23 protein-coding genes and 1 pseudogene are annotated in these 24,251 nt (G+C 67.5%); 15 read left to right on the top strand and 9 right to left on the bottom strand.

Features of this window, described 5'->3' with window-relative positions; genetic code table 11:
* Positions 1–8 precede the first annotated feature (8 nt).
* The gene (locus RCP80_RS24855; protein ID WP_308480226.1) at positions 9–1,442 is read right to left on the bottom strand and encodes a GntP family permease; all 1,434 of its coding nucleotides are present in this window, start codon (positions 1,440–1,442) and stop codon (positions 9–11) included.
* 36 nt (positions 1,443–1,478) lie between these two features.
* On the bottom strand, positions 1,479–1,994 hold the full coding sequence (locus tag RCP80_RS24850) for a gluconokinase (RefSeq protein ID WP_308480225.1): 516 nt from the start codon (positions 1,992–1,994) through the stop codon (positions 1,479–1,481).
* A gap of 125 nt (positions 1,995–2,119) precedes the next feature.
* Here RCP80_RS24850 and RCP80_RS24845 point away from each other — a divergent pair, with 125 nt between their 5' ends.
* Positions 2,120–2,836 (top strand): FadR/GntR family transcriptional regulator, encoded by a 717-nt coding sequence (locus RCP80_RS24845; protein WP_308480224.1) that lies wholly within the window; start codon positions 2,120–2,122, stop codon positions 2,834–2,836.
* A gap of 19 nt (positions 2,837–2,855) precedes the next feature.
* Here RCP80_RS24845 and RCP80_RS24840 read toward each other — a convergent pair whose 3' ends face one another.
* On the bottom strand, positions 2,856–3,287 hold the full coding sequence (locus RCP80_RS24840; protein ID WP_308480223.1) for a hypothetical protein: 432 nt from the start codon (positions 3,285–3,287) through the stop codon (positions 2,856–2,858).
* Positions 3,288–3,375: 88 nt separating this feature from the next.
* On the opposite strand from RCP80_RS24840, the gene RCP80_RS24835 reads away from it, so the two are divergent.
* Positions 3,376–4,041 carry a helix-turn-helix transcriptional regulator gene (locus RCP80_RS24835; protein WP_308480222.1) on the top strand — a complete coding sequence of 222 codons (666 nt, stop codon included), beginning with the start codon at positions 3,376–3,378 and terminating at the stop codon, positions 4,039–4,041.
* 122 nt (positions 4,042–4,163) lie between these two features.
* A complete protein-coding gene (locus tag RCP80_RS24830; protein WP_308483010.1) occupies positions 4,164–4,931 on the top strand; it encodes an SDR family oxidoreductase in 768 nt (255 codons plus the stop codon).
* On the opposite strand, the gene RCP80_RS24825 is transcribed toward RCP80_RS24830, so the two are convergent.
* Positions 4,928–5,917: an IS481 family transposase gene (locus RCP80_RS24825; protein ID WP_308480221.1), complete on the bottom strand. Its 990-nt coding sequence runs from the start codon at positions 5,915–5,917 to the stop codon at positions 4,928–4,930. The two genes, RCP80_RS24830 and RCP80_RS24825, sit on opposite strands and share 4 nt — an antisense overlap.
* 172 nt (positions 5,918–6,089) lie before the next feature.
* On the opposite strand from RCP80_RS24825, the gene RCP80_RS24820 reads away from it, so the two are divergent.
* The gene (locus RCP80_RS24820) at positions 6,090–7,661 is read left to right on the top strand and encodes a long-chain-fatty-acid--CoA ligase (protein WP_308480220.1); all 1,572 of its coding nucleotides are present in this window, start codon (positions 6,090–6,092) and stop codon (positions 7,659–7,661) included.
* 22 nt (positions 7,662–7,683) lie between these two features.
* On the opposite strand, the gene RCP80_RS24815 is transcribed toward RCP80_RS24820, so the two are convergent.
* Both RCP80_RS24815 and RCP80_RS24810 read right to left on the bottom strand, forming a co-directional pair.
* Positions 7,684–8,112 (bottom strand): pyridoxamine 5'-phosphate oxidase family protein, encoded by a 429-nt coding sequence (locus RCP80_RS24815; protein ID WP_308480219.1) that lies wholly within the window; start codon positions 8,110–8,112, stop codon positions 7,684–7,686.
* Positions 8,109–8,954, bottom strand: coding sequence for an NAD(P)H-binding protein (locus RCP80_RS24810; RefSeq protein ID WP_308480218.1), 846 nt, complete (start codon positions 8,952–8,954; stop codon positions 8,109–8,111). Before RCP80_RS24810 ends, RCP80_RS24815 begins: the two co-directional genes overlap by 4 nt.
* A gap of 81 nt (positions 8,955–9,035) precedes the next feature.
* Here RCP80_RS24810 and RCP80_RS24805 point away from each other — a divergent pair, with 81 nt between their 5' ends.
* The 3 genes from RCP80_RS24805 (at position 9,036) to abc-f (ending at position 13,758) form a co-directional block, all read left to right on the top strand.
* Entirely contained in the window at positions 9,036–9,962 is a 927-nt protein-coding gene (locus RCP80_RS24805) for an AraC family transcriptional regulator (RefSeq protein ID WP_308480217.1), read from the top strand.
* A gap of 87 nt (positions 9,963–10,049) precedes the next feature.
* On the top strand, positions 10,050–12,065 hold the full coding sequence (locus RCP80_RS24800) for an acetoacetate--CoA ligase (RefSeq protein ID WP_308480216.1): 2,016 nt from the start codon (positions 10,050–10,052) through the stop codon (positions 12,063–12,065).
* A gap of 34 nt (positions 12,066–12,099) precedes the next feature.
* Positions 12,100–13,758: a ribosomal protection-like ABC-F family protein gene (abc-f, locus tag RCP80_RS24795; protein ID WP_308480215.1), complete on the top strand. Its 1,659-nt coding sequence runs from the start codon at positions 12,100–12,102 to the stop codon at positions 13,756–13,758.
* Positions 13,759–13,767: 9 nt separating this feature from the next.
* On the opposite strand, the gene RCP80_RS24790 is transcribed toward abc-f, so the two are convergent.
* Positions 13,768–14,796 (bottom strand): fused (3R)-hydroxyacyl-ACP dehydratase subunits HadA/HadB, encoded by a 1,029-nt coding sequence (locus tag RCP80_RS24790; RefSeq protein ID WP_308480214.1) that lies wholly within the window; start codon positions 14,794–14,796, stop codon positions 13,768–13,770.
* A 175-nt stretch (positions 14,797–14,971) separates the two neighbouring features.
* On the opposite strand from RCP80_RS24790, the gene RCP80_RS24785 reads away from it, so the two are divergent.
* The 4 genes from RCP80_RS24785 (at position 14,972) to RCP80_RS24770 (ending at position 19,262) form a co-directional block, all read left to right on the top strand.
* Positions 14,972–16,048, top strand: a complete 1,077-nt coding sequence (locus RCP80_RS24785) for an NADH:flavin oxidoreductase (protein WP_308480213.1) — start codon at positions 14,972–14,974, stop codon at positions 16,046–16,048.
* A gap of 92 nt (positions 16,049–16,140) precedes the next feature.
* Positions 16,141–17,298, top strand: coding sequence for an acyl-CoA dehydrogenase family protein (locus tag RCP80_RS24780; protein ID WP_308480212.1), 1,158 nt, complete (start codon positions 16,141–16,143; stop codon positions 17,296–17,298).
* Between the two features lie 17 nt (positions 17,299–17,315).
* Positions 17,316–18,422: an acyl-CoA dehydrogenase family protein gene (locus tag RCP80_RS24775; RefSeq protein ID WP_308480211.1), complete on the top strand. Its 1,107-nt coding sequence runs from the start codon at positions 17,316–17,318 to the stop codon at positions 18,420–18,422.
* 81 nt (positions 18,423–18,503) lie between these two features.
* On the top strand, positions 18,504–19,262 hold the full coding sequence (locus tag RCP80_RS24770; protein ID WP_308480210.1) for an SCO6745 family protein: 759 nt from the start codon (positions 18,504–18,506) through the stop codon (positions 19,260–19,262).
* Between the two features lie 84 nt (positions 19,263–19,346).
* Here the strand turns inward: RCP80_RS24770 and RCP80_RS24765 are convergent.
* A pseudogene (locus RCP80_RS24765) lies at positions 19,347–19,518 on the bottom strand (TetR family transcriptional regulator); the annotation flags it as partial.
* Between the two features lie 232 nt (positions 19,519–19,750).
* Here RCP80_RS24765 and RCP80_RS24760 point away from each other — a divergent pair.
* Positions 19,751–20,275: a hypothetical protein gene (locus RCP80_RS24760; RefSeq protein ID WP_308480209.1), complete on the top strand. Its 525-nt coding sequence runs from the start codon at positions 19,751–19,753 to the stop codon at positions 20,273–20,275.
* Between the two features lie 55 nt (positions 20,276–20,330).
* Here the strand turns inward: RCP80_RS24760 and RCP80_RS24755 are convergent, their stop codons facing one another.
* On the bottom strand, positions 20,331–21,212 hold the full coding sequence (locus tag RCP80_RS24755) for an EamA family transporter (RefSeq protein ID WP_308480208.1): 882 nt from the start codon (positions 21,210–21,212) through the stop codon (positions 20,331–20,333).
* Positions 21,213–21,230: 18 nt separating this feature from the next.
* On the opposite strand from RCP80_RS24755, the gene RCP80_RS24750 reads away from it, so the two are divergent.
* From RCP80_RS24750 to RCP80_RS24740, 3 genes are all read left to right on the top strand, one after another.
* Complete coding sequence (locus RCP80_RS24750) at positions 21,231–21,989, top strand: PIG-L deacetylase family protein (RefSeq protein WP_308480207.1); 759 nt, start codon at positions 21,231–21,233, stop codon at positions 21,987–21,989.
* A gap of 113 nt (positions 21,990–22,102) precedes the next feature.
* Positions 22,103–23,056: a metal-dependent hydrolase gene (locus tag RCP80_RS24745; protein ID WP_308480206.1), complete on the top strand. Its 954-nt coding sequence runs from the start codon at positions 22,103–22,105 to the stop codon at positions 23,054–23,056.
* Entirely contained in the window at positions 23,049–24,218 is a 1,170-nt protein-coding gene (locus RCP80_RS24740) for a hypothetical protein (RefSeq protein ID WP_308480205.1), read from the top strand. The genes RCP80_RS24745 and RCP80_RS24740 overlap by 8 nt, the downstream gene beginning before the upstream one ends.
* Positions 24,219–24,251 lie beyond the last annotated feature (33 nt).

The raw sequence follows: 24,251 nt of genomic DNA, 5'->3' as shown, positions 1-24,251 counted from the left end.
CTGCCGACTCAAGCGATGGCCCACAACCCGAGGCTGATCGCAAAGGCGCTCAGGCCCAGTGTCGTCTCCATGACAGTCCATGTCTTGAGCGTGGTTTTGACGTCCATGCCGAAGAACCTACTGACCAGCCAGAAACCCGAGTCGTTGACGTGGGAGAGCACCGTCGCGCCGGCCGCGATCGCGATCACCAACGCGGTGAGCTGCAGGCTGGACAGGTCCGCTGCGGCGACGGCCGCACTGAGCAGTCCGGCCGTCGTCGTCAACGCGACGGTGGCCGAACCCTGCGCGACGCGCAGCAGCGTGGAGATGATGAACGCCTGCAGGATCAGCGACATGCCGAGATTGGACAGCGACCCGCTGAGCGCATCGCCGATGCCGCTGAGCCGCAACACACCACCGAACATCCCGCCGGCACCGGTGATGAGGATGATCGCGCAGATCGGGCCCAGGGCGTTGTCGAGGATGTCGCTGACGGCGGCCATCGACCGACCGCGCAATCCGAGTACCAGGGTCGCCACGATCACCGTGATCAGCAGCGCAACCGAGGTGGTGCCCAACAACTTCAGGTATTCCGCCCACGTCGCGCCCTCCTCGATCACCCCGGCGGTCATCAGAGTGTTGAGCACGGTGTTGAACGAGATCAGCACGAACGGCAGCATCAGCACACCGAGCACCGTGATGAACGCCGGCGGTGTCCGGGTGACGGTGCCGACCGTGCCGGCCGTCACGGCGGTACCGCCGGCCTCCCCCTCGGTGTCGCGGCCGCCGTTGAGCTCACCGAACAACGCGGTGGGGACGTCGACGTGCACGCGCTTACCGATGATTTGGGACACCAGGAATGCACCGACGTACCAGGACGCCACGGCGACCGGGACGCCGATTATCAATGTGAGACCGATGTTGGCGCCGAGTAATTCGGCGGCCGCCACCGGACCCGGATGCGGCGGGACCAACGCGTGCATGGCCGCGAACGCTCCCGCGGCCGGGAACGCGTACAACAACAGCGAGCCGCCGAACCGCCGCGCCACGGTCATGATGATCGGGAGGAAGACGACGAGTCCGGCGTCGAAGAAGATCGGGAAACCGAACAACAGGGCCGCCACGCCGAGCGCGAACGGTGCCCGCTTCTCGCCGAACCGCCCGATGAGTGTGTCGGCGAGAACTTGGGCCCCGCCGGTGATTTCGAGCAGGCGCCCGATCATGACACCGAACCCGACGAGCAGCGCCACCGAGCCCAGCGTGTTGGAGAACCCGAAAGACAATGCATCCGGGACATCGGCGACGGGGATGCCGGCCGCCAGCGCCGTCAGCACGCTGACCAGCACCAGGGCGACGAAGGCGTGCAGTTTCACCTTGATGATCAGGAACAGCAGCAGAGCGACCGCGCCCGCCGCGATCAGCAGGAGTGTGGTGGTCCCGAACGCCGGGTCAATTGCCTCCATTGGACCTCCCGACCGCGGTGCCTTCAGTGTCTCGAATCATCGGTCCTCCTGCTCGGCTGCCTGGGTTTCGGTTGTGCTGATGTAACTCTCGATGATGGCGTCGATACTCTGGTCCACATCGATGGCGACACCGTGCTCATCGGGTTCGAGAGGTTCGAGCGTCTCGAACTGAGAGGCCAGCAGCGTCGCCGGCATGAAGTGTCCGGGCCGGCTGGCCTGGCGCCGGCCGATGGTCTCGACCGAACCCTCCAGATGCAGGAATTCGATCTTGGCGCAGTGCCTACGCAGTTGATCGCGATACTGGCGTTTCAGGGCGGAGCAGCTCATCACGCCGCCGTCGCGGTGCCGCGCCAACCACTCTCCGATCGACTCCAGCCACGGGCCCCGGTCGTCGTCGTCGAGCGCGTGACCGGCCGACATCTTCGCGACGTTGGCCGGCGGGTGAAAGTCGTCGGCGTCGGCAAAGGGGACCCGGATTCGCTGCGCCAGCGCGGCGCCGACGGTCGACTTCCCCGAGCCCGAAACTCCCATGACGACGATCGGTGCTGCCATGCGCCCTCCGCCTGATCCGTGTGTGCGTCGTCACACAGCCTGCATCAATCGTCATACTATTGCAAGGGGCAAGTCGGAATCAGATGTTCCTACCGCGACGGCGGGGTCTCTGACATCATCTATTGATGCTTGATCGGCCGAATGTGGGCGCTCTCCACGGCAGTCTGGTGACTGCCTTGGGGACGGCCATCGTCTCCGGCCAGTACGGGCCCGGGCGGGTCCTGAATCTGGGCGGCGTGAGCGCCGAGCATGGGGTGTCGCGCAGCGTCGCCCGCGAGGCGATCCGGGTACTGGAATCCATGGGCATGGTCGAATCTCGGCGGCGGGTCGGGATCACGGTCCAGGCCAGCGAAAAGTGGAACGTCTTCGACCCGGTGCTGATCCGGTGGCGCTTGGAAGTCGGGGACCGCACTGCCCAGCTGGTGTCGCTCTCCGAGCTGCGCCTCGGCTTCGAGCCGGCGGCAGCGGCATTGGCCGCGCGACGCGCAAGCCCCCATCAGTGCCGGACCATGGCGACTGCGGTATCCGACATGGTGGTGCACGGGCGGTCCGGCGACCTCGATGCGTACCTGTTGGCGGACAAGCTTTTTCACCAGACACTGCTGGAGGCCAGCGGAAACGAGATGTTTCGGGCGTTGAACGGCGTGGTCGCCGAGGTGCTGGCCGGCCGCACGCATCACGGGATGATGCCCGAGCGGCCCAATCTCGAGGCGATCGCCTTGCACGACGAGGTGGCGCGGGCGATCAGGATGGGCGAGGAGCGACAGGCCGAGCGGGCGATGCGCGCGATCATCGAGGAGGCGGCCTCGGCCGTGGTCGAGGAGTTTCCGTCACCGCCCTGACGGCCGATCTCGGGTGGGCTTACCGATGCGCGTTCGGTCCGGTGTAGGCGACGGCCAACCGTGCGAGCGCGACCGCGGCAACCAGCAGACCGAAGTCACGCAAGGCGACGTCGTAATAGCCGGGCAGGGTCAGCAGGTTGACGATGATGCCGCCCAACCACGCTGCAACGATCAGCGCGCCGTAACGCGGGATCACGGCGACGGCGATGCCGGCGACAATCTCGATCACTCCGATGACGTACATGCCCTGCAGTGCGGTGCCAGGGAGGATGTTGTCGATCCAGGGGGCGAGGTACTGCGGCCAATCCGTCATCAGGTTGGTGAACTTGTCGATGCCGAACAGGATCGGAGCGACCGTGAACACCGTCCGCAGCAGCAGGAAGGCCTGGTAGCCGGGTTCGGACAGCCGGTCCGAATCGACGAACTTGTGGGTGGGGGCGCTGGTGGCCATGACTCCTCCTAGTTCTAAGAACGATAATCACTAATTTTAGAACCGGCGTGTCGATTGAGTCAATGGTGATTAGTTTTAGAATGGCGGCATGGACCGCACACCGGATATCAGCGCCGTGGCAGCCCTCGACGAACCCTCCCGCCGCAGGCTCTACGACTACGTGTGCGTCCAAGCGGACCCGGTCAGTCGCGATGAGGTCTCCGAGGCACTCGAGATGCCCCGTCAGACGGCGGCGTTCCACCTCGACAAGCTCGCCGAAGCCGGTCTGCTCGCCGTCGAATTCGCCCGTCGCAGCGGCCGGTCCGGTCCGGGCGCGGGCCGGCCGTCCAAGTTGTACCGGCGCAGCGACACCGCCATCGCCGTGCAATTGCCGCAACGCTCCTATGAACTGGCCGGAGAACTGCTCGCGCAGGCCGTCGACGACGCCGAGAGCACCGGTGAGTCACCCCGCACGAGTCTGAAGCGCAGAGCCGGCCAATTCGGCCAGGCCCTAGGCGCCGACGCCGAACCCACCGACGAAGGGGTGCTGGCCGTCCTCGCCCGGTGCGGCTACGAACCCCGCGTCGACGGCACCGGCATCCTGCTGGCCAACTGCCCGTTCCACGCGCTCGCTGACCGGCACACCGACCTCGTGTGCGGGATGAACCTCGGACTCATCGAAGGGTTGCTCAGCGGCGCGCAGTGCACCGGACGCCGGGCCCGCCTGGTTCCGCACGAGCGGTACTGCTGCGTGCGGATCGAACCCGCACGATGACGCCGCGGAGTCCGAATTGCCCCGCGCTCGACCGAACATCTGGGCATAAAGTACGAAGTCCAACAGTTATGGCTTCACACGCTTCTCGATAGTCCCCGCGGCACGACGAAAGGCCAGTGGCCATGCAGATCTCGGGCAACACGATATTCATTCCAGGATCTACCAGCGGCATCGGTCTGGCGTTGGCGCTGGCTCTGCGGGCCAAGGGGAACACCGTCATCGTCGGTGGCAGACGAGCCGAGTTGCTGGCGGAAATTGCCGCACAGCATCCAGGCCTGGGTACCGTCCAGATCGATACCACCGATCCCGAGAGCGTCGCGGCCGCCGCGGCGGAGGTCATCGGCAGGTACCCCAGCCTGAACGTCCTGATCCCGATGGCGGGTGTCATGCACATCGAAGACTGGCGCCGACCGGGGTCCGCCCTGGCCTTGGCCGAGGCCACCGTGACCACAAACGTCCTGGGCCCGATCCGCCTCATCGCCGCGTTCATCGACCATCTTCAGCGCCAGCCCGACTCCACGGTGATCACGGTGTCCTCGGGCTTGGCGTTCGCGCCGTTGCAGGCCACGCCGAGCTACAACGCATCCAAGGCCGCGATCCATCTGCTGACCGAATCGCTACGGCTCCAATTCGCCGACACCAGCGTTGAATTCAAAGAGTTGCAGCCACCGTCGGTAGCGACCGACCTGATGCCCGGCCAGCGTGACAGCGCCTTCGCGATGCCGCTCGACGATTTCATCGGCGAGGCCATCGACATCCTGGAGACCAGTCCCGACGCCAAGGAAATCCAGGTCGAGCGGGTGAAGTTCCTGCGGTACGGGGAGGCGCGCGGAGACTACGACAAGGTTGTCGAGACTCTGAACGCCGCCGACCCGCACGGCAAGGACTAGCTGTACTGACCTGAGAGGTTAGGTACGCGGCTGGCGGGTGGTTGACCGCCGAGTGCTGTGTGGCCGCGGTGATGATTGTAGGTGTGCAGCCAGCGCGGATACTCTTCGCAGCGTTTCGCGTCGCTGGTGTAGAGCTGCGCGTAGGCCCATTCGTCGGCCAGGGTGCGGTGGAAGCGCTCCACCTTGCCGTTGGTCTGTGGTCGGTAGGGTCGTGTGCGACGGTGCTCGATGTCACCGAGTGCGTCCCGGAAAGCGTGCGAGCGGTAGCATGATCCGTTGTCTGTCAGTACTTTTCGTACATTGATGCCGTGTTCGTTGAACCATGCGTTGGCGCGCAACCAGAAGTCGGCGGCGGTGTCCTTGCGCTCATCGGCCAGCAGTTCGGAGTAGGCCAACCGCGAGTGGGCATCGATCGCGGTGTGGATGAAGTGATACCCGCGGATGGGGTGGCCGTGCTTGCTGACCACACCGCTGCTTCTGTCGGCCTTGGCGTTGCGTCGGCCCTTCGCGCGCCCGAGCATGCGCCAGCCGCCGCCGGCGGGGATCTTGCCCAGCTTCTTGACATCAACGTGCACCAGGTCGCCGCAGCGCGCTGACTCCATCCGACGCACGACGCGTCCGGTGGCGCGGTCGAGCCATCGCAGCTTGGCGATGCCGTAGCGGGTCAGCACCCGATGCACCGTGGAGGGGTGAATCCCCAGCAGATAACCGATCCGCGCAGGTCCCCAACGCCGGGTCACCCGAACTCCGATGATGCGCCGCTCGGTGCGTGTGGGCGTGCGATTGGGACTGTGATGCGGCCGCGAGCTGCGGTCGACCATGCCGGCTTGACCGTGCTCGCGGTAGCGGCCAGCCCAGCGCGAGGCCGTGGACACCGACACCTGGAAGCGTTCCGCGGCCCGACGCAGAGACCAGCCGTCATCAACGACGCAACGAGCCAGCCGCAGACGACCGGTTTCGGACAAAGGAGCATTACGGTGAGACACGAAGACCTCCGAGATGAGTCGGTGCGTTCCTAGACAGCTCGCACTTCACTCGGAGGTCTTCGTCTTGTCACCTCACCACGCCGTCACCAACGTCCGTGGTCAGTACAACTAGCCCCGCCGCACCGCGCGCCAGGCCCGGGTCGAAAACTGCCGGTCGTGTAAGTCTGTATGGATGAGTGCCACCAGACCTCACCCGAACACCGCCCTGGCCTGGGTCGAGCAGGTCAGCAAGCACGCACGCTGCCAACCGAGCGGCGCCGCCTTGCGATTCCGGGGAACCACGACCACCTGGCAGCAACTCGACGACCGGAGCCGTCGGCTGGCGACCGCACTCGCGGACAGGGGCGTCGACGCCGGCGACCGGGTCCTGCTGCTGCTGACCAACCGGCCGGAGTTCGTCGAGGCCCTGCTGGCGGTCAACCGGCTCGGGGCCATCGCCGTCCCGGTCAACTTCCGGCTCGTCGCGGCCGAGGTGGCCTTCCTCGCGGAGAATTCCGGCGCGGGTGCGGTGATCGTGGAAGCGGAGCTGGCGCCGCTGGTGAGCGGCGTGCGCGAGCAGCATCCCGAGCTGGCATGCCTGGTCGTCGGTGGGCGCGCCGAGGGCGCGGGCCCAGGTGCTGAAACCTACGAACCCGCCGTGGCGGCCTCGCCGCCCCACCTCGGCGACGGGCCCGGCGACGTCAGTACCTGCGCGATGATCATGTACACCTCGGGGACGACGGGTCGGCCCAAGGGGGCGATGCTGTCCTACCAGAACCTGCTGGGGCAAACCCTCACCCTCGCACGGGCATTCCAGCTGGTCCGCAACGACGAGGTGGTCGCGGTTACCTCGCCGATGTTCCACATTGCCGCCATCGGCGCACTGGTGCCCAATCTGATCTTCGGATATCCGACGGTCATCACACCGACCGGCGCGTTCGATCCCGAACGGTTCCTCGATCTCCTCGAGACCGAGGGCGTCACCAACGCGTTCCTGGTGCCCACCCAATGGCAGGCCGTGTGTTCCAGCCCGACGATCCCGGACCGACAACTGCGCCTGCGCACCATCTCGTGGGGCGCGGCGCCGGCCTCCGCGGCCATCCTGCGGGCCATGGCCACCGCGTTCCCCGACGCGGCCAATGTGTGCACCTTTGGGCAGACCGAGATGTCGCCGGTGACAACGGCACTCGACGGCGCCGATGCCCTCGACAAATTGGGGTCAATCGGTAAGCCGGTGCCGCTGGTGGATGTGCGGATCGTGGATGACGAGATGAACGACGTGACGCAGGGTGCCGTCGGCGAGATCGTGTACCGCGGACCCCAGACGATGCTGGGCTATTGGGACAATCCCGAGGAGACCGCGAAGGCGTTCCGCGGCGGCTGGTTCCACTCCGGCGACTTGGTTCGCGCCGACGAAGACGGCTTCCTCTACGTCGTCGACCGGCTCAAGGACATGATCATCTCCGGTGGCGAGAACGTCTACTGCGGTGAGGTGGAGGCGGCGATCGCCGACCATCCCGACGTGCACGAAGTCGCCGTCGTGGGCAGTCCCCACCCCAAATGGGGCGAGACTCCGGTGGCGGTGGTGGTTCCCCGTGACCCCTCCGATCCGCCGACATCAGCTGATCTGATCGAGTTTGTCTCGACCCGGTTGGCGTCCTACAAGAAGCCGACCAAGGTGGTGATCACCGACGCGTTGCCGCGCAACGCATCCGGCAAAGTGCTGAAGGCGCCGCTGCGCGACACGGTGCTGGACTGGGCCTGACCTTCGGACGCGTTTGCACCGATCAGTACGCGCTGCGTTGCACGGTCTGCGGCGCAATGATCAGGCGAACGTGTTCTTCTGCCAGCATTGCGTCGAGGTCCTTGACGCGCACGGGATCATCGAGGTCCCAGTAGCGAGCCGCGAGGCGCGTGGCGAGCTCACGCGCCCCGTCGGGATCCACGGTGGTGCGGCCGGCCACCGAGATCCATCGTTCGCGCTCACCGACGGGGGCGGTGACGACCAGCGAGGCGCGCGGGTCGCGACGGGCCCGTCTCACCTTCAAAGTGTCTACGCCCGTGAATAATTGGATGCCGCCCTCGCTGGTGACCTCGAACCACACCGGGCGCGGCTGCGGCGGTGTCGGTCCGGCGGCGGTGGACAGAAAGCCGTGCAGGGGCCGGGCCAGGAACTCCAGGTCCTGAGCGGTCAGCCCACCGGCGGCGGTGCTCATCGCTGCCACGCCCCGGTGGCCGCGGTCCGCACGACGTAGTCCTCGAACGTTCGCGGCGGCCGTCCCAACACGGTGGCCACGCCGTCGGTAGCCGCCGCGGCCCCCGTGACGAGTCCCTGCTCCATCATCACGAACATCGCGGCGACGTGGTGCGCGGTGTCTTCGCCCAGTCCCTGCTCGACCAGGATGGCGGCGTATTCCTCGGGGGAAACCTGTTTGTAGGTGATCGATTCTCCGGAGGCCCGCGCGATCAACTCGCAGGACTCTTCGAACGTGATCGCACGCGGTCCACTGAGCTCGTAGGTCATTCCGGTGTGGCGGCCCGGTTGGGTCAGGACCGCCGCGGCGACGTCCGCGACGTCCTCGATGTCGATGAAGGGTTCGGGAACCTCACCGGCCGGCAGTGCCAACTCGCCCGAGAGCAGCGGGGCATGAAAGACGTCTTCGTCGAAGTTCTGGTTGAAGTTGTTGGGGCGCAGGATAGTCCAATCTAGCGACGAACCTCGCACAGCTGCCTCGGCGTCGCGCATGTCCAGCCCGAACGGGGAGTCCCCCCAGGTGTCGGCGCCGCGCCCGGACAGCAGGACCAGACGCTGCACGCCGGCGGCCTCGGCGCGGGCGACGAACTCGTGCGCCGGGCCGGTGGTGGGCGGGGCCACGATGTAGACGGCGGCGGCACCGGCCAGGGCGACATCCCAGCCGCTGGGCGCGGACCAGTCGAATGGGGTCGGGCTGGTTCGGGAGGCCGCGCGCACCGCCGTGCCGTGCAGTCGTAGCCGGGGGAGGATCCGACGGCCGGTCTTGCCGGTGGCGCCGAGAACGAGGACGGTTTCTGTTGGCATGGCTTCGATCCAACGCCGCACCGTCGGACAGTTCCATAGGTGATAGACCGGATTACCTGTCCATTCGTCTAATATCGTGGGATGGATGTGCTCGGTGACCTGCTCCGGGGCGTGCGGGCCCAGGGCTCGCTGTTCGGCAGTTCGACGCTTTCCCCACCCTGGGCCCTGCACTTCGTGGACGGGGCGCCGCTGACCTTGTGCACCGTGCTGGGCGGGTCGGGGTGGATCGTGCCCGAGGATGGTCCGCCGCTGCCGCTGCGCGCCTACGAGACGATCATCGTGCGGGGGCCGGGCACCTTCACCTTCGTTGATGATCCCGCCACCGACGCCGAGCCGGTGGCGTGCGGGGAGTTCTGCGCGACGCCCGAGCTGGGCGGTACCCGACACCGCCTCGGCTGGAGTGACCCCGCTGACGCCGGCGCGACCACCTTGATCGTCGGCGCCTATCCGGTACGCGGAGAGATCAGCCGTCGGCTGCTCGACGCGCTGCCGGTGGCGTTGCGGGTGGAGGCCGGCGGCACCGGAGATCCCGTGGTGGACCACCTCGCCGCCGAGGTTGCCGTCGATGCCCCGGGCCAACAGTTGGTGCTGGACCGCCTGCTGGACTGGATGCTGGTCTGCACGCTGCGCGCGTGGTTCGACCGCCCCGGCGCCGAGCCGCCGTCCTGGTGGGCGGCCCAACGCGACCCGGTGGCGGGCGAAGCGCTGCGTATTCTGCACGCCGAACCCGCTGCGCCGTGGACCATCTCGTCGTTGGCCGACCGCATAGGCGTATCCCGGTCCACCTTGGCGAAGCGGTTCAACGACGTGGTGGGTGAACCGCCGTTGACCTATCTCACCCGATGGCGCATGACGCTCGCAGCGGACATGCTGGCCGAGCAGAAGGCCACCACCCTCGCCGAGATCGCGCGCACCGTGGGATACAGCGATCCGTTCGGGTTCAGCGCGGCCTTCAAGCGGATTCGGGGCGTCAATCCCAGCGATTTCCGCCGTGCTGCCACAGCGTGAGGACCCGGCGCGGGGCGCAACCCCCCGGACGGCTGTTCGCCGATCTATCGTGGGTCCAGCGATGGACACGAAAACAGGTGGATGGACATGACCGACGATGCCGCTGAGCTGTTGTGGACCCCGTCCGCTGACCGCGTCGAACGCGCCGCGATCACGAAGTACCTGCGCTGGTTGCGCGATGAGCGTGGGCTGAAGTTCAGCGGCTACGAGGAACTTTGGCGATGGTCGGTGACCGAGTTGTCGGCGTTCTGGTCCTCGATCTGGGACTTCTCCGGGATCGTCGCGCACCGCGGGTACGAGCGGGTGTTGGACGGTCGCGGCATGCCCGGGGCACGCTGGTTCGACGGCGCCCTGCTCAACTACGCCGAGCAGTCGCTGTGGCGCGCTCAGCATCCGGATTGGGCCGCGCGCGCCGCGGTGGTGTGTGAGTCGGAGTCCCGGCCGCGCATGGAACTGTCCTGGCAAGACCTCGGCGAGCAGGTGGCTGCACTCGCCGCGACGCTGCGCGGCCTCGGGGTGCGGCAGGGCGATCGGGTCGTGGCCTACCTGCCCAACGTGCCGGAATCGGTCATCGCGATGCTCGCGACCACGAGCCTGGGTGCGGTGTGGTCGAGTGCCGCACCGGACATGGGGGCCGCGGGCGTCCTCGACCGGTTCCAGCAGATCGAACCCAAGGTGCTGGTAGCGGTCGACGGATACCGCTACGGCGGCAAGGCGTTCGACCGCCGGGATGTGCTGCGTGAGATCGCCGGGGGGCTGCCGTCGCTGGAAACGGTGATCCTTGTGCCACACCTCGACGCCGCCGCGGACTTCGAGGCGCCGGGCGAGGTGTCGACGCTGGCCTTCGGCGACGCGGTGGCGACCCCGGCCCCGCTGGAGTTCACCCCGGTGCCGTTCGCCCACCCGCTCTGGGTCGTCTACTCGTCGGGGACCAGCGGTAAACCGAAGCCGATCGTGCACGGTCACGGCGGCTTCCTGCTGGAGAACCTGAAATCCGCTGCACTCCAACTCGACGTAGGCGAAGGGGACCGCTTCCTGTGGTGGTCTTCGACCGGTTGGATCATGTGGAATCTGTCGGTGGTGACACTGGCCGCCGGTTGCACCATTCTGCAACTCGACGCGAATCCCGGCTATCCGCACGCCGGTGCCTTGTTCGAATTCGCCGCACGCGAGCGGGCCACCTTCCTCGGCACCAGCCCGGCCTACCTGTCCGCGTGCATCAAATCCGGTGTCTCACCGGGTGACGACTACGACCTCTCGGCGGTGCGCAGCCTGGGTTCGACGGGATCGCCGCTGACTCCGGACGCCTACCGCTGGGTGTATCAGCACGTGAAGCAGGACCTGATGCTCGCCGGAATCTCCGGCGGCACCGATCCGGGCGCGGCGTTCCTGACCTCGTGCCCGATTCTTCCGGTGTACGCCGGTGAGATGCAGTGCCGCGGCCTCGGCGTCGCCGTGCAGGCGCTGGACGACTCCGGCCGCGAGCTGATGGATGCGGTGGGCGAGCTTGTGGTCACCGAGCCGATGCCGTCGATGCCGCTGTACTTCTGGGGCGACGACGGCGGGAAGCGTTATCACGAAAGCTATTTTGAGACCTATCCCGGTCTGTGGCGCCACGGCGACTGGCTGCGGCTCATTCCGCGACCCGAGTCGGTGACCGGGATCATCTACGGCCGTTCGGATTCCACCATCAACCGGGCTGGCGTCCGGATGGGCACCAGCGAAATCTATCGCGTGGTGGAGGAGTACCCGGAGATCCTCGACTCCCTGGCCATCGACCTCGAGTATCGCGGCAGGCCGTCCTACCTCGCGCTGTTCGTCGTGCTGCGCGACGGCAACGTCGACGTCGTACCGGCCGACCTGCGGGCTCGGGTCTTCGCCGCGATTCGCAGCGAGGTATCGCCCCGGCACGTCCCCGACGACGTCTTCGTCGTCCCGGAGGTGCCGCGGACCCTGTCCGGCAAGAAGATGGAAGTTCCGGTACGCAGGATCCTGTTGGGCCGGCCGCCCGAGCAGGTGGCCAACCGCGACGCGACTGCAAACCCGGCTGCACTCGACTGGTTCGCCGAGTTCGCGCCCACGCTGGAGGCCCGCCTCCGGTAGGTCGGCGGTTTCGCGGTGGTGCGACGATGAGGCCATGACCGCAACGCTCGTCGCGAAGAACGTGGCCGGCGGGTTCGCCCACCGCACCCTGTTCGAGGGCGTCGACGTGACCGTGGCGCCGGGTGACGTCATCGGAGTCGTGGGTGCCAACGGTGCCGGCAAGAGCACCTTGCTGCGAATCCTGGCGGGAGTTCTCGAACCACTCGACGGGACGGTCAGCGTCGCGCCGGCCGACGCCTTCATCGGGTGGCTGCCGCAGGAGCATGACCGGGTGCCCGGGGAAATCGTCGCCGCCTACATCGCCCGGCGGGCGGGCTGCACCGACGCAACCCGAGCCATGGACGCCGCGGCCGCCGCGTTGGCGGACCCGCAGCCGGGCGGGCCGGATCCGGCGGACGCCTATTCGGTGGCCCTGGATCATTGGCTGGCCACCGGCGCCGCGGATCTCGAGGAGCGGCTGCCGGCCGTGCTGGCCGACCTGGGTCTCGACACCGACGCGGTGCGTCCGGATTCGACCCTGATGACCGCGTTGTCGGGTGGGCAGGCCGCGCGGGTGGGGTTGGCGGCACTGCTGGTGTCGCGTTTTGACATCGTGCTGCTCGACGAGCCCACCAACGACCTGGACCTCGACGGGCTGGAACGGCTGGAACGGTTCGTCGGTGAGCTGCGCGGCGGGGTGGTGTTGGTGAGCCACGACCGAGAGTTCCTGGCCCGCACCGTCACCCGCGTGCTGGAGCTGGATCTGGCCCAGAACAGCACCAGGGTCTTCGGCGGCGGATACGAAAGCTATCTGGAGGAGCGCGAGGTCGAGCGGCGGCACCGGCGCGAAGAGTACGAGGAATTCGCCGAGAAGAAGGCCGACCTGGTCTCGCGCGCCCGTACCCAGCGGGAGTGGTCCAGCCAGGGTGTCCGCAACGCAATCCGCAAGGCCCCCGACAACGACAAGATCCGACGGCGCGCGGCGACCGAGTCCAGCGAGAAGCAGGCGCAGAAGGTGCGGCAGATGGAGAGTCGGATCGCGCGCCTGGAGGAAGTCGTCGAGCCCCGCAAGGAATGGGCGCTGCAGTTCACCATCGGCGCCGCGCCGCGCTCGAGCGCGGTGGTGGCGACCCTCGACAAGGCCGTTGCGCGGCAAGGCGAATTCGTGTTGGGGCCGGTGTCGCTGCAGGTGGCCGCCGGGGAACGGATCGGTATCACCGGACCCAACGGGGCCGGGAAGTCGACACTGCTGCGGCTGCTACTGGGGCGCCGGGAGCCCGACGAGGGGCGGGCGAGTCTGGGGCCGAGTGTCGCGATCGGCGAAATCGACCAGGCCCGAGCGGAATTCACCGGTCCGCAGCGACTCGTCGACCGCTTCGAGCACCGGGTGCCCGATTGGCCGACGGCCGAGGTCCGCACGCTGCTCGCGAAGTTCGGCCTCGGTGCCGACCATGTCGAGCGCGCCGTGGATGATCTGTCGCCGGGGGAGCGCACTCGCGCCGGCCTGGCGTTGCTGCAGGCCTGCGGTACCAACGTGCTGGTCCTCGACGAACCGACCAACCACCTGGACCTCGCCGCCATCGAGCAACTCGAGCAGGCGCTCGAAAGCTATGACGGCGCGTTGTTGTTGGTGACGCACGACCGCCGGATGCTGCAGAACGTCCAGCTGGACCGCTCGTGGCTGGTCGAGGGCGGACAGGTCATGGAGCTGTGAACAGCCCGCTCAGCGGAAGCGGACGTCCAGCGTTGCCAGGCCGAAGATCTTGCGGCCGGCGGACTTTGCGGAAATCAGCACGACACCGGTGCGGGTCGCCGGGTCCAGCGATTTGATCTTGCCGCTGAACTCGATGTCCGCGCCTTCGGTGGCCGAGACGATCGCGGGCGCGGACAACCGCACCGCGAAGCGGGTCACCGCGCCGGGATCGCCCGACCACGCCGAGGCGAACCCGGCACCCAGGCCCATGGTGAGCATGCCGTGGGCGATCACGTCGGGCAGCCCGGCCAGCTTGGCGATGCCCTCGTCCCAGTGGATCGGGTTGGCGTCGCCGGCCACGCCGGAATAGTTCACCAGGTCGCCGCGGGTCAGCCGAGCATGGTGCACGGGTAGCTGGTCGCCGACCTTGACGTCGTCGAAGTACGGTGTCCCGGGCGTGCGCGTCGCGCCCGCCTGCGCGATCCGGACCGCGCCCTCGGGACGCACGGTCTTCTGGTAGGCGACATCGGATGGGGGACCGAACAGGTTCACGTCGTGCATCATGGCGTTCTGCACGGCCGACTTGATCGCCGGATCCACATCCTCGGCGGTGACACCGACGACGGTGGTGTGCAGGGTGTGCACGCGTTCGCCGGCGGTGTCGGTGAACGTGTTGGTCACCGTGATCAGGTCCCGCCCGGCGATCCGGCGCACCGCCGACAGTTCGACGTCGACGTGGAGCTCGTCTCCGGCCACGATGGGGCGGTGCTGTTCGAAGACCTCTTCGGTCTGCATGTAGGTGTCGTAACCGAGCACCACCGATTCGAACAGATGCCGGTTGGCCGCCATGGCAGGGGTCGAGGTGAACGTCAGCGGCGCCACCAGACCCGGGTAGCCCAGATCCGCGGCGGCGGCAAGGTCCCAGTGCACAGGGTGGTAGTCCTGGACGGCGCGGGCGTACTCGCGGACCTTCTCATGGCCGACGATGTACGTGTCGTCCATCGTGTAGTAGTGGCCGACCCGCGATTCGAGCGCCGACGTTTCAGGTGCTGCGGTCATGAATTGCTCAACTTTTCTATCGGCTTGTTACCTGAGGCCGACAAGGAAGACTATCGCGCGGGGATGGTCGCGCCCTACACACCGATGTCCGCGGCGCTCACCGGCGCGGAGTCCAGCACGATCGGTTGCGTAGCCTGGGCCGACGACACGACCCGATCTGTCTGGAGAAACGCCCATGACCGACCTGTCCGCCCCGCTGCACTTCGAGCGCGGACCCGCGTGGCACAACCGGCTGGCGTTGGCGCCGTTGACCAACATGCAGAGCAACGCCGACGGCTCCCTGCACGACGACGAGTACCAGTGGCTGGTCCGCCGCGCCCAGGGCGGTTTCGCGATGGTGATGACGTGCGCCGCGCACGTCAGCCGGGACGGCCAGGCATTCGACGGCCAACTCGGCGTGTGCGATGACCGGCACCTGCCCGGTCTGACCCGCCTGGCCGCCGGTCTGCGGGCCGCCGGCGCCGTTTCGTCGGTGCAGCTGCAGCACGGCGGTCGCCGCGCCGATCGGCAACTGACCGGGGTGCCGGTCGTGGCGCCCTGGGACGAGCCGGAAAAGGGTGCCACCGCGCTCACGACAGCCCAGGTGGAGCGGGTCGTCCTGGATTTTGCCGATGCCGCCGTCCGCGCGGAGAAGGCCGGTTTCGACGGCGCAGAGATCCACGGCGCACACGGCTATCTGGTGGCCCAGTTCCTCGACGCCCGTCGCAATCACCGCACCGACCGCTACGGCGGTTCGGCCGAGAATCGATTCCGCATCGTCCACGAGATCATCGCCGCGATCAGGTCGGCCACCTCGTCGAATTTTCAACTCGGGCTGCGGCTTTCACCGGAGCGCTACGGCATCGTCCTCGACGAGGCGCGGGTCTTGGCGGCGGACGTACTCGCCGACGGTCAGTTGGACTACCTGGATCTTTCGCTGTGGGACGCGTTCAAGGAACCGCACGAGGAGGCGCACCGCGGCCGCCGTCTCATCGAGGTGTTCATGGATCTGCCCCGCGGGAACACGCGCGTCGGGGTCGCCGGGAAGATCACCGACGTGCCGACGGCGCGCCGGTGCCTGGAAAGCGGTGCCGATTTCGTGTTGATCGGCAAGGCGGCGATCCTGCACCACGACTTCGCCCGACGGGCACTGGCCGATCCGACCTACCGGGCCGCGGCGCTGCCGGTGTCCCGGGAACACCTCACGGCCGAGGCGGTCGGCCCACGATTTCTGAACTATTTGGCGACGAACTGGGACGATTTCGTGGCGTGAGCGGGATCAGCCGCCGGTCTTGCCCTGGGGCGCCGCCCGACTCCAGCCAAGCGTCAACCAACCCAACCAACCGGTGGGCTAGTCTGGGGTCTATGCAGCTGGCTTTGACTGCGGAGGAAGCCGCCTTCCGCGACGAACTCCGGACCATCTACACCACCAAATTCCCCGAAGAGATGCGGGAACGCTATCGGCAGGGTGGCCACCTCAGTCGCGAGGACATCGTGACGAGCCACAAGATCCTGCACGAGCACGGTCTGGCGGTGCCCAACTGGCCCGTCGAATGGGGCGGCAAGGACTGGACGCTGACGCAGCAGCAGATCTGGCTCGACGAGATGCAGCTGGCCTGTGTCCCGGAGCCGCTGGTGTTCAACGCGAAGATGGTCGGGCCGGTGATCGCCGAGTTCGGCTCGCAGGAACTCAAGGAACGCTTTTTGCCGCCGACGGCCGCGCTCGACATCTTCTGGTGTCAGGGCTTCTCCGAGCCCGAGGCCGGCTCCGACCTGGCCTCGCTGCGCACCACCGCGGTGCGCGACGGCGACAGCTACGTGGTCAACGGGCAGAAGACCTGGACCACGCTGGGCCAGTACGCCGACTGGATCTTTTGCCTGGTGCGCACCGATCCGCAGGCACCCAAGCGGCAGGCCGGCATCTCCTTCCTGCTGATCGACCTCGGCACCCCGGGCATCACCATGCGCCCGATCAAGCTCATCGACGGCAGCTTCGAGGTCAACGAGGTGTTCTTCGAGGACGTCCGGGTGCCGGCCGACCAGCTGGTCGGGGAAGAGAACAAGGGCTGGTCGTACGCGAAATTCCTGTTGGGCAACGAGCGCACCGGCATCGCGCACGTCGGCACCACCAAGGTGCGGCTGGCCGAGGTGAAGAAGCGCGCCGTCGAAACCGGTCTGATCGACGAGCCGTTGTTCGCGGCACGGCTCGCGGAGGCCGAGAACGACTTGCTGGCCTTGGAACTCACCCAGATGCGGGTGACGGCCGGGTCCGCTGACGGCCAGCCGAACCCGGCATCGTCGGTGCTCAAGCTGCGCGGCAGTGAGCTGCAACAGATCACCACCGAGCTGATGGTGGAGGTCGCGGGGCCCGACGCATTGCCGTTCGAGGTCGACGCGATCGCGTCGCCCGAGTGGGCACAGGCCAGCGCGCCGCATTACCTGAACTACCGCAAGACCTCCATTTATGGCGGCAGCAACGAGGTGCAGCGCACCATCATCGCTTCCACCATCCTCGGACTGTGAGATAGGCCGGCAAGAATATGGATTTTCAACTCAGCGACGAGCAGGAACTGCTGCGCGACACCACCCGTGACCTGTTGGCCCGGCACTACGACGTCGAACGCCGGAATCAGGTCATCGCCACCGATGTGGGCTGGAGCCGCGAGGTCTGGGGGCAGCTGGCCGACACCGGCATCCTCGGTCTCGGCTTCGACCCGTCGGAGTCGGGGCAGATCGAGATCACGGCGGTGATGACCGAGATCGGCCGGCGGCTGGCTCCGGAGCCGGTGCTGCAGGCCGCGCTGGCCCCCGGCGCGGTGATCGCCGAGCAGGGCACCGACGAACAGAAGCAGTTGCTCGACGAGGTGGCCGAGGGCCGCCTGCTGCTGGCATTCGCCCACACCGAACCCGGCATGCGCGGCGCCACCGCGGCCGTCAGCACGACCGCGCGTCCCGACGGTGAAGCCTGGGTGCTCAGCGGCCGGAAGAACCCGGTGCCGGCCGGCGACACCGCCGACACCCTGGTGGTCACCGCGGCCCTACCCGACGGCGGCACCGGCCTGTTCCTGGTCCACGGGGATGCGGTGAACAAGACGGGTTTCCGGACGTTCGACGGCCTGCGTGGTGCACAGATCGACCTGAATGGCTCGCCGGCCACGCCGCTGGGATCGGCCGCCGACGCGACACCGGCCATCGAGCGGGCACTGGTGCGCATCCAGTCGGCGCTGTGCGCCGAAGCGTTTGGCGCCATGGAGGAGTCGCTGCGCCTGACGTCCGAGTATCTGAAGAGCCGCAAGCAGTTCGGGGTCACGCTCAACACGTTCCAGACGTTGACGCAGCGCGCGGCGGACATGTACGTCTCGCTGGAGTTGGCCCGCAGCATGAACCTCTACGCCGCGATGTCGATTGCCGACGGCGTGCTCGATCCCACGGTCGCCGCCCGGGCCAAGCTGCAGATCGCCCGTTCGGGCAGGCACATCAGTCAGGAAGCCATCCAACTGCACGGCGGCATCGGAATCACCGCCGAGTACCCGGTCGCGCATTACGCGGCGCGGCTCACCGCGATCGACAACACGCTCGGTTCCGCGCAGGATCAGCTGGGTGTGTTGAGCGGGCAGATCCGCGACTACGAAATCGCAATGTTGTAGGACGCAAAACATCTCGCGAAGAGCGTCGCCCGCACCCGTTGCAGGACGTCCGTTGTGCGCTGACCAAGAGGAGTCATTGTCATGAGCAATACCGATATGGCGGCCGCGGCCGCCGACACGGGTGCGGCGATGGGAGACGCCCTCGGCCGCTTCATGCTGCACCCGGAGACCTTCGCCGGCAGCGTCGCGGCCGGCTATCAGAATCCGCTGGCGGGCTACATCGCCGGCCGCGCCGGGGTGCTCGGTGAGGCCGGCGGCGCCACCGTCGCGGCGGTGCTCGCGGTGTTCGAACCGACCTCCACCGCCGCGTTGTGGGACGAGGGCATTGCGGTGCGGGGCGCCCTCGGTGCCGCCCAACAGTATTGGGAGCAGATCGCCGACTTTGGGCGCAAGTACCTGTCCGGCGCGCAGGGTCTGGACCGCATCGCCGCGCTGGGCGAGAAGCTGATCGCGCCGACCCCCATCGCGGGCACGCCGATGTTTGCGGGTTGGCGGACCATGCCGCTGGCCGACGACGCGCCGGCGCGGGCCCTGCAGGTCATGATGGTGCTGCGCGAACTGCGCGCCGACGTGCACTTCAACCTGCTCACCGTCTCGGGGATCGCCCCGGTAGAAGCGCACATGCTGCACGGCGGTGTCGAGTACACCAAGATGTTCGGTTGGCCGGAGCCCTTCGCCGACGGCGCGGACAAGAAGGATCGCTACGCGGAGGTCGAGCAGGCGACCAATCGGCGCATGGCCGAGATCTTCGCGGCCGCACTGGAACCCGCCGAGGCCGACGAACTCGCCCGGCTCAGCACCGAGGCGCTCGCCGTGTTGAAGGCCAACCTACCGGCCTGACGCGAGTGGCAGCGCGGGCGGCCGAACGCACCGGACCGCGCAGCTCAGCGAGACGACGTGGCGATCGACAATTCATCGTCGGGTCTCTTTCGCGCCGAACTGAGAGTAGATCGCACCGCGGGTGACCCCGGCGGTGTCGGCATCTCCTCCAGCGCCGCCCCGGTCAGCCCTTGCGGGCAAAGACTTCCTCCGCCGCGTCGAGAAGCAGCTGGCGTAGCTGCTCGGCGCGGCGCTCCTCGGTCCAGCGTTCCACCACCGGAGCATCCTCCATCACGCGCCCGAGCCGAGAGCCCGCGGCGTCCGCGCTCCGCCGCAGGTGTGGCGTCGACCACTTTATGCATACTTGTATCCGCGATGCACCCGTGTATCGTGAGGCCCGTCACACTCGTGGAGTCGACGCGCTCCGCGCGTCCGGCAGGCCCTCGCCGGACGTCAGCTCTGCTGACTTGTGCGCTACCCCCTGCTCCCCCGAGAAGAAGGACGCCGAAGTGAATCTGGAAGAACGCATCGCCCACCACACCCGGATGGCGGAGGCCTACCGCGACGCCTACCTGAACGAGGGCGTCAAGGACGGCGCTGCCTTCGCCGATGCGTGGAGGTTCGCCGACGACGGTGTGTATGTGTCGCCGTACTTCACCGGTGATCAGGTGTTCCCGTTCAGCGAGTTTCCCACCGACACCGCTCGGGCCTCGACCATGGAGGCCAAGGCCTATTCGCTGACCTTCCCGGATTGGAAGCCGGCCGGTTTCGATTACTGGCCAGCCAGCAACGGTGTGACGATGAAGACGCGCTGGGAGGGCCACACCAAAGACGGTGTGAAGATGGGCTTTTACTCCTACAGCTTCATCCAGACCAACGATGACGGACAGTTGACCCGGTGGGAGACCCACGTCAACGACGAGTACAGCGCCTTCCTCGATGTGGCGATCGGTGTGCACGGCCCGTTCAACGGCACCAGCGAGTACGTCGAGGCCCTGGAGCGCACGCTCGGCGCCGCCGGGATCACGGTGTGACCACCTCGACGACGCGATCGGTGCGACCGCGCCCCGGGGCTTCCGCGGCCCTCTTCTAGGCCACGACGATGAGGATCGCCGCCGCCAGTGCCCCCGCCAGCCCGGCTACCTGGGAGGTGCGGAGCCGCTCGCCGAGGAAGGCGAGCCCGACGATCACCGGCACCACCGGGTATAGCGAGGCCAATACCACTGTGACCGTGACGAACTCGGTGCGCAGGGCATAGAGGTAGGCGGCCAGGGCGGCGGCGGCCAGCACGCCGGCGGCGACGCTGAACGTGAACGGGCGCGCGGCCACTGGCGACGTCGCGGTGGCGCGCGGGCCGCGGTGGCGCATGAAGGTCACCGCGGCGACCAGGACCGCGGCGACGGCCGCGGCGCGTCCGGTGAGGATGGGCCACAGGCCCGCCGACGCATCGGCCTGCGCGAGGCACAGGTACTGCAGTGCGATGCCGCCGCTGGCCCCGAGGCCGTCATACACCGCGGCGCGCTGCACCGTCCCGGACCGATCCGAGCCGCCGCTGATGAACCACAACGCCGGCAACGCGAGCAGCACGCCGACCCAGGCCAGTGCCGGTGGCCGTTCGCCGAGGAACGCGGCCGTGACCAGCACCGGCAACGCCACGCCGCCGACGGCGCTGACCGGCACCACCACCGACATCGCCCCGCGACTCAGGCCGCGGAACAGGAAGACCATGGCGAGTCCGGTGCCGACACCCGAGCACGCGCCCCACACCAGGTCCGCCCCCGCCGGCGACGCGGCCGCGACGACCAGCAGTGCCACCGCGGCGGCGCAGAGGCCGGCAACCTGCCCGATCAGGGCCACCCGCACCGGCGAGATGCGCCGCGACGCCAGCCCACCGAAGACATCGGAGATTCCGTAGCCCAAGGCGGACAGCAGAGCGAGGACGACACCCATCGATTGATCACTCTGCCGCACGGGTGGGATGCTCGCCGCATGCCTCTCGGTGATGATCGTTCGACGCCCGCATTGCAGCCCGTCCGCGAGGACTGGGACAGCGCGCTGTGCGTGGTCGCCCACCCCGACGACATGGAGTTCGGCGCCGCGGCGGCGGTGGCGCGCTGGACCCGGCAGGGCAAGCGCGTCGTCTACTGCATGGTGACCAGCGGGGAGGCCGGCATCGACGGCATGCATCCCGAACAATGCGCCGCCACCCGCGAGGCCGAGCAGGTCGCATCCGCCCGCATCGTTGGCGTGGACACCGTGGATTTCTTGAGGCTGCCGGACGGCATCCTGGAATACGGTGTGCCGCTGCGCCGGGTGATCGCGGCCGAGGTGCGACGGCACCGCCCGGACATCGTCATCACCAACAACTTCCGCGAGGGCTGGGGTGGCCGCGCACTGAACCAGGCCGACCACATCGCCACCGGAAAGGCCACGCTGGACGCGGTCCGCGACGCCGGTAATCGGTGGATCTTCGCCGAGCAACTCGACGGCAGCCTTGAGCCGTGGGGCGGGGTGACCGAGGTCTGGGCGGCCGGTTCCCCGGACTCGGGGCACGGCGTCGACATCACCGAAACCTTTGAGCTGGGCGTGGAGTCGTTGCGGGCGCACCGGGCCTACATCGAGGGATTGGGCTGGGCGCAGTTCGATCCCGCCGAATTCCTGGGGCAAGCGTCCCGGCAGGCGGGGGAGCGGATGGCCGTGACGCACGCGACGACGTTCGAGGTGTTCTCGATGGGCTGGGACGACTAGGCCGGGGGCGGCAGGCGGCACCCCGGGACTTGTCATCATACAGTCAGACGGAATAGTGTCTTGTTGTATGTTGATGACCGTTGCCACCGGCAACGCGCGATGAGGGGTCGGCCATGACGGATCTGATCGTCCGCAAGATGCGTTTCGCGTTCGCGAACCACCCGGTGCCCTTCCTGTGGAACGAGGCGAACCCGGCCTTCTCCGGAATGGCCAACGCGGTATCCTTCCTGGCCATCGGTTTCGAGAAGATGATCGGGCGGATGATCACCGAGGCCATGCCGCTGATCAAGGACCCGGCAATAGCCGAAGAGGCCGACGCGTTCGTGCGGCAGGAGGGCCAACACGCGATGGCCCACCGCCAGCATGCCAAGGGCCTGATCAAGGCGTATCCGCAACTTCAGGACACCTACGACAAGGTCATCGGGTCCTTCGACGACATGACCGCCAACACCCCGTTGAAGTACCGGTTGGCCTACACCGCCGACCTGGAGGCCACCTTCACGCCGGTGTTCAAGTTGATGCTCGACCACGACGACACCCTGTTCGCGCCGGGAGACGACAGGGTGGCCTCCCTGTTCCTGTGGCACTTCGTCGAGGAGGTCGAGCACCGTAGTTCCGCGTTGCTGATCTACGACGAGGTTGTCGACCAGCCGTGGTACCGAATGCGGGTGGCCCCCAGTATCTTCCGACACGTGTGGTCGGTGATCCAGCTGGCCTGCGACGATTTCAACAAGTACATCCCGGTGCAGGACCGCAAGGTCGACGCCATCTCCACCTTCGGGATGCAGCGGCGCAAGAAGGCTGTGCTGCAGAAGCTGCCGTTCGTCAAGGCCGGGAACGACGGCCCGTTCGGCAACGCCTTCGGGCACCTACCGGTTCGGGACCAACTGGCGGCGATGATAGGCGTTGTCCGCAGCCAGATCCCGGGGCACAACCCCGCGCACGAAAAGCTGCCCGAACTGGCCCAGGTCTGGTTCGATCGCTACGACGCGGGCTACGACGTCACCCGGTGGTACACCGCCGACGACAACGACAAGATCGAGTGGAAGCAGGCCGCTGATGTCTGATCTGTGCGCGTCCACCTTCGAGGGTTTGGCTACCCGGCTGGGGTTCACCTGTGAAGAAGCCGGCGGCCTGTTCGAACTCCGCAATCCCCTGGCGCTGGAGAATTGGACGCTACCGGTCCTCGAGCTTCTGATCGTGATCGGCGCGCTCGTTGCGCTGGCATACGCGATCGCGCGGTTGCGCCGGCACAACGACCCGACCAACCTCGTGCTGTGGATCGGGGCGATCGCCTATCTGCTGATCATCGAACCGCCGTTGTACTTCCCGGCCGCCTTCGGTATCAGCGAACACGTCGACACGATGTTCGCCCACAACGTGTTCACGGTCGAATTCCTTTGGGGCAGACTGCCGCTGTACATCATCGCGATCTACCCCATCATGGCCACCATCGCGTTCGAGATCGTCCGCACCCTGGGAATCTTCCGCCGCTACGGCACGCTGATCGGCGCCGTCTGCGTCGGCTTCGTCCACCACGCGTTCTACGAGATCTTCGACCACCTCGGCCCGCAACTGCGGTGGTGGGAGTGGACGCTGGATCACCCGATGAACCAACCGTTCCTCGACGCGGTGCCGCTGCCCAGCGTCGTGGTGTTCGCCGCACTATGGCCGATGTCGCTGGCGTTCTGCGTGCAGTTCTTCGTCGGCCGCCACGTCGATGCGGGGCGGAGTTTCTCGGCCGGCCAACTGATTTGGCGCACGCTCGTGATCGGTGTGCTCGCCTCGATCGGTACCGCGCTGCTGCCGCTGCCCGCCACCGTCTCCGGCGCCATCACCGGTAGCACCACCGTGATCGGCGTGGCCTACGCCGCCGAACTCGTGGTCGTCGCCGGCGTTGCGATCGCCGTCTTCGTCATGCAGTGGCGCCGACTGCGCAGCGGTGTCAATGACGACCTGGCGGCAAACCAACCGCATTCGCCGGGAATCATATTCGGCTACGCCGGGGTGTACCTCGCGGTCATGGCGGTGCTGTGGATCGCGGCGTTGCCGTCCTATTTCGGTGCTGTCGAGGGCGTGACCGCCAACGGCGATCCGATCGGCAGCCTGTGGTACACGCTGATGTGCTTTGCCATCGCCGCGGTGACACTCGCGTCGGCGGTGGCGGCCCATCGGTCTGTGGCGCGGGCCAGCGTGCCCGCACCCCAGGTGGAACCGGACCTGGTCTAGCGCCGGCTTCTCGACCTCGCCTTGCCTCCGGCG

The organism is Mycolicibacterium sp. MU0053 (assembly GCF_963378095.1).
In the GTDB taxonomy this organism is placed as follows: Bacteria; Actinomycetota; Actinomycetes; order Mycobacteriales; family Mycobacteriaceae; genus Mycobacterium; species Mycobacterium burgundiense.
The sequence above is the reverse complement of the archived record's forward strand: the minus strand, read 5'-3'. Positions and strand labels throughout refer to the sequence as shown.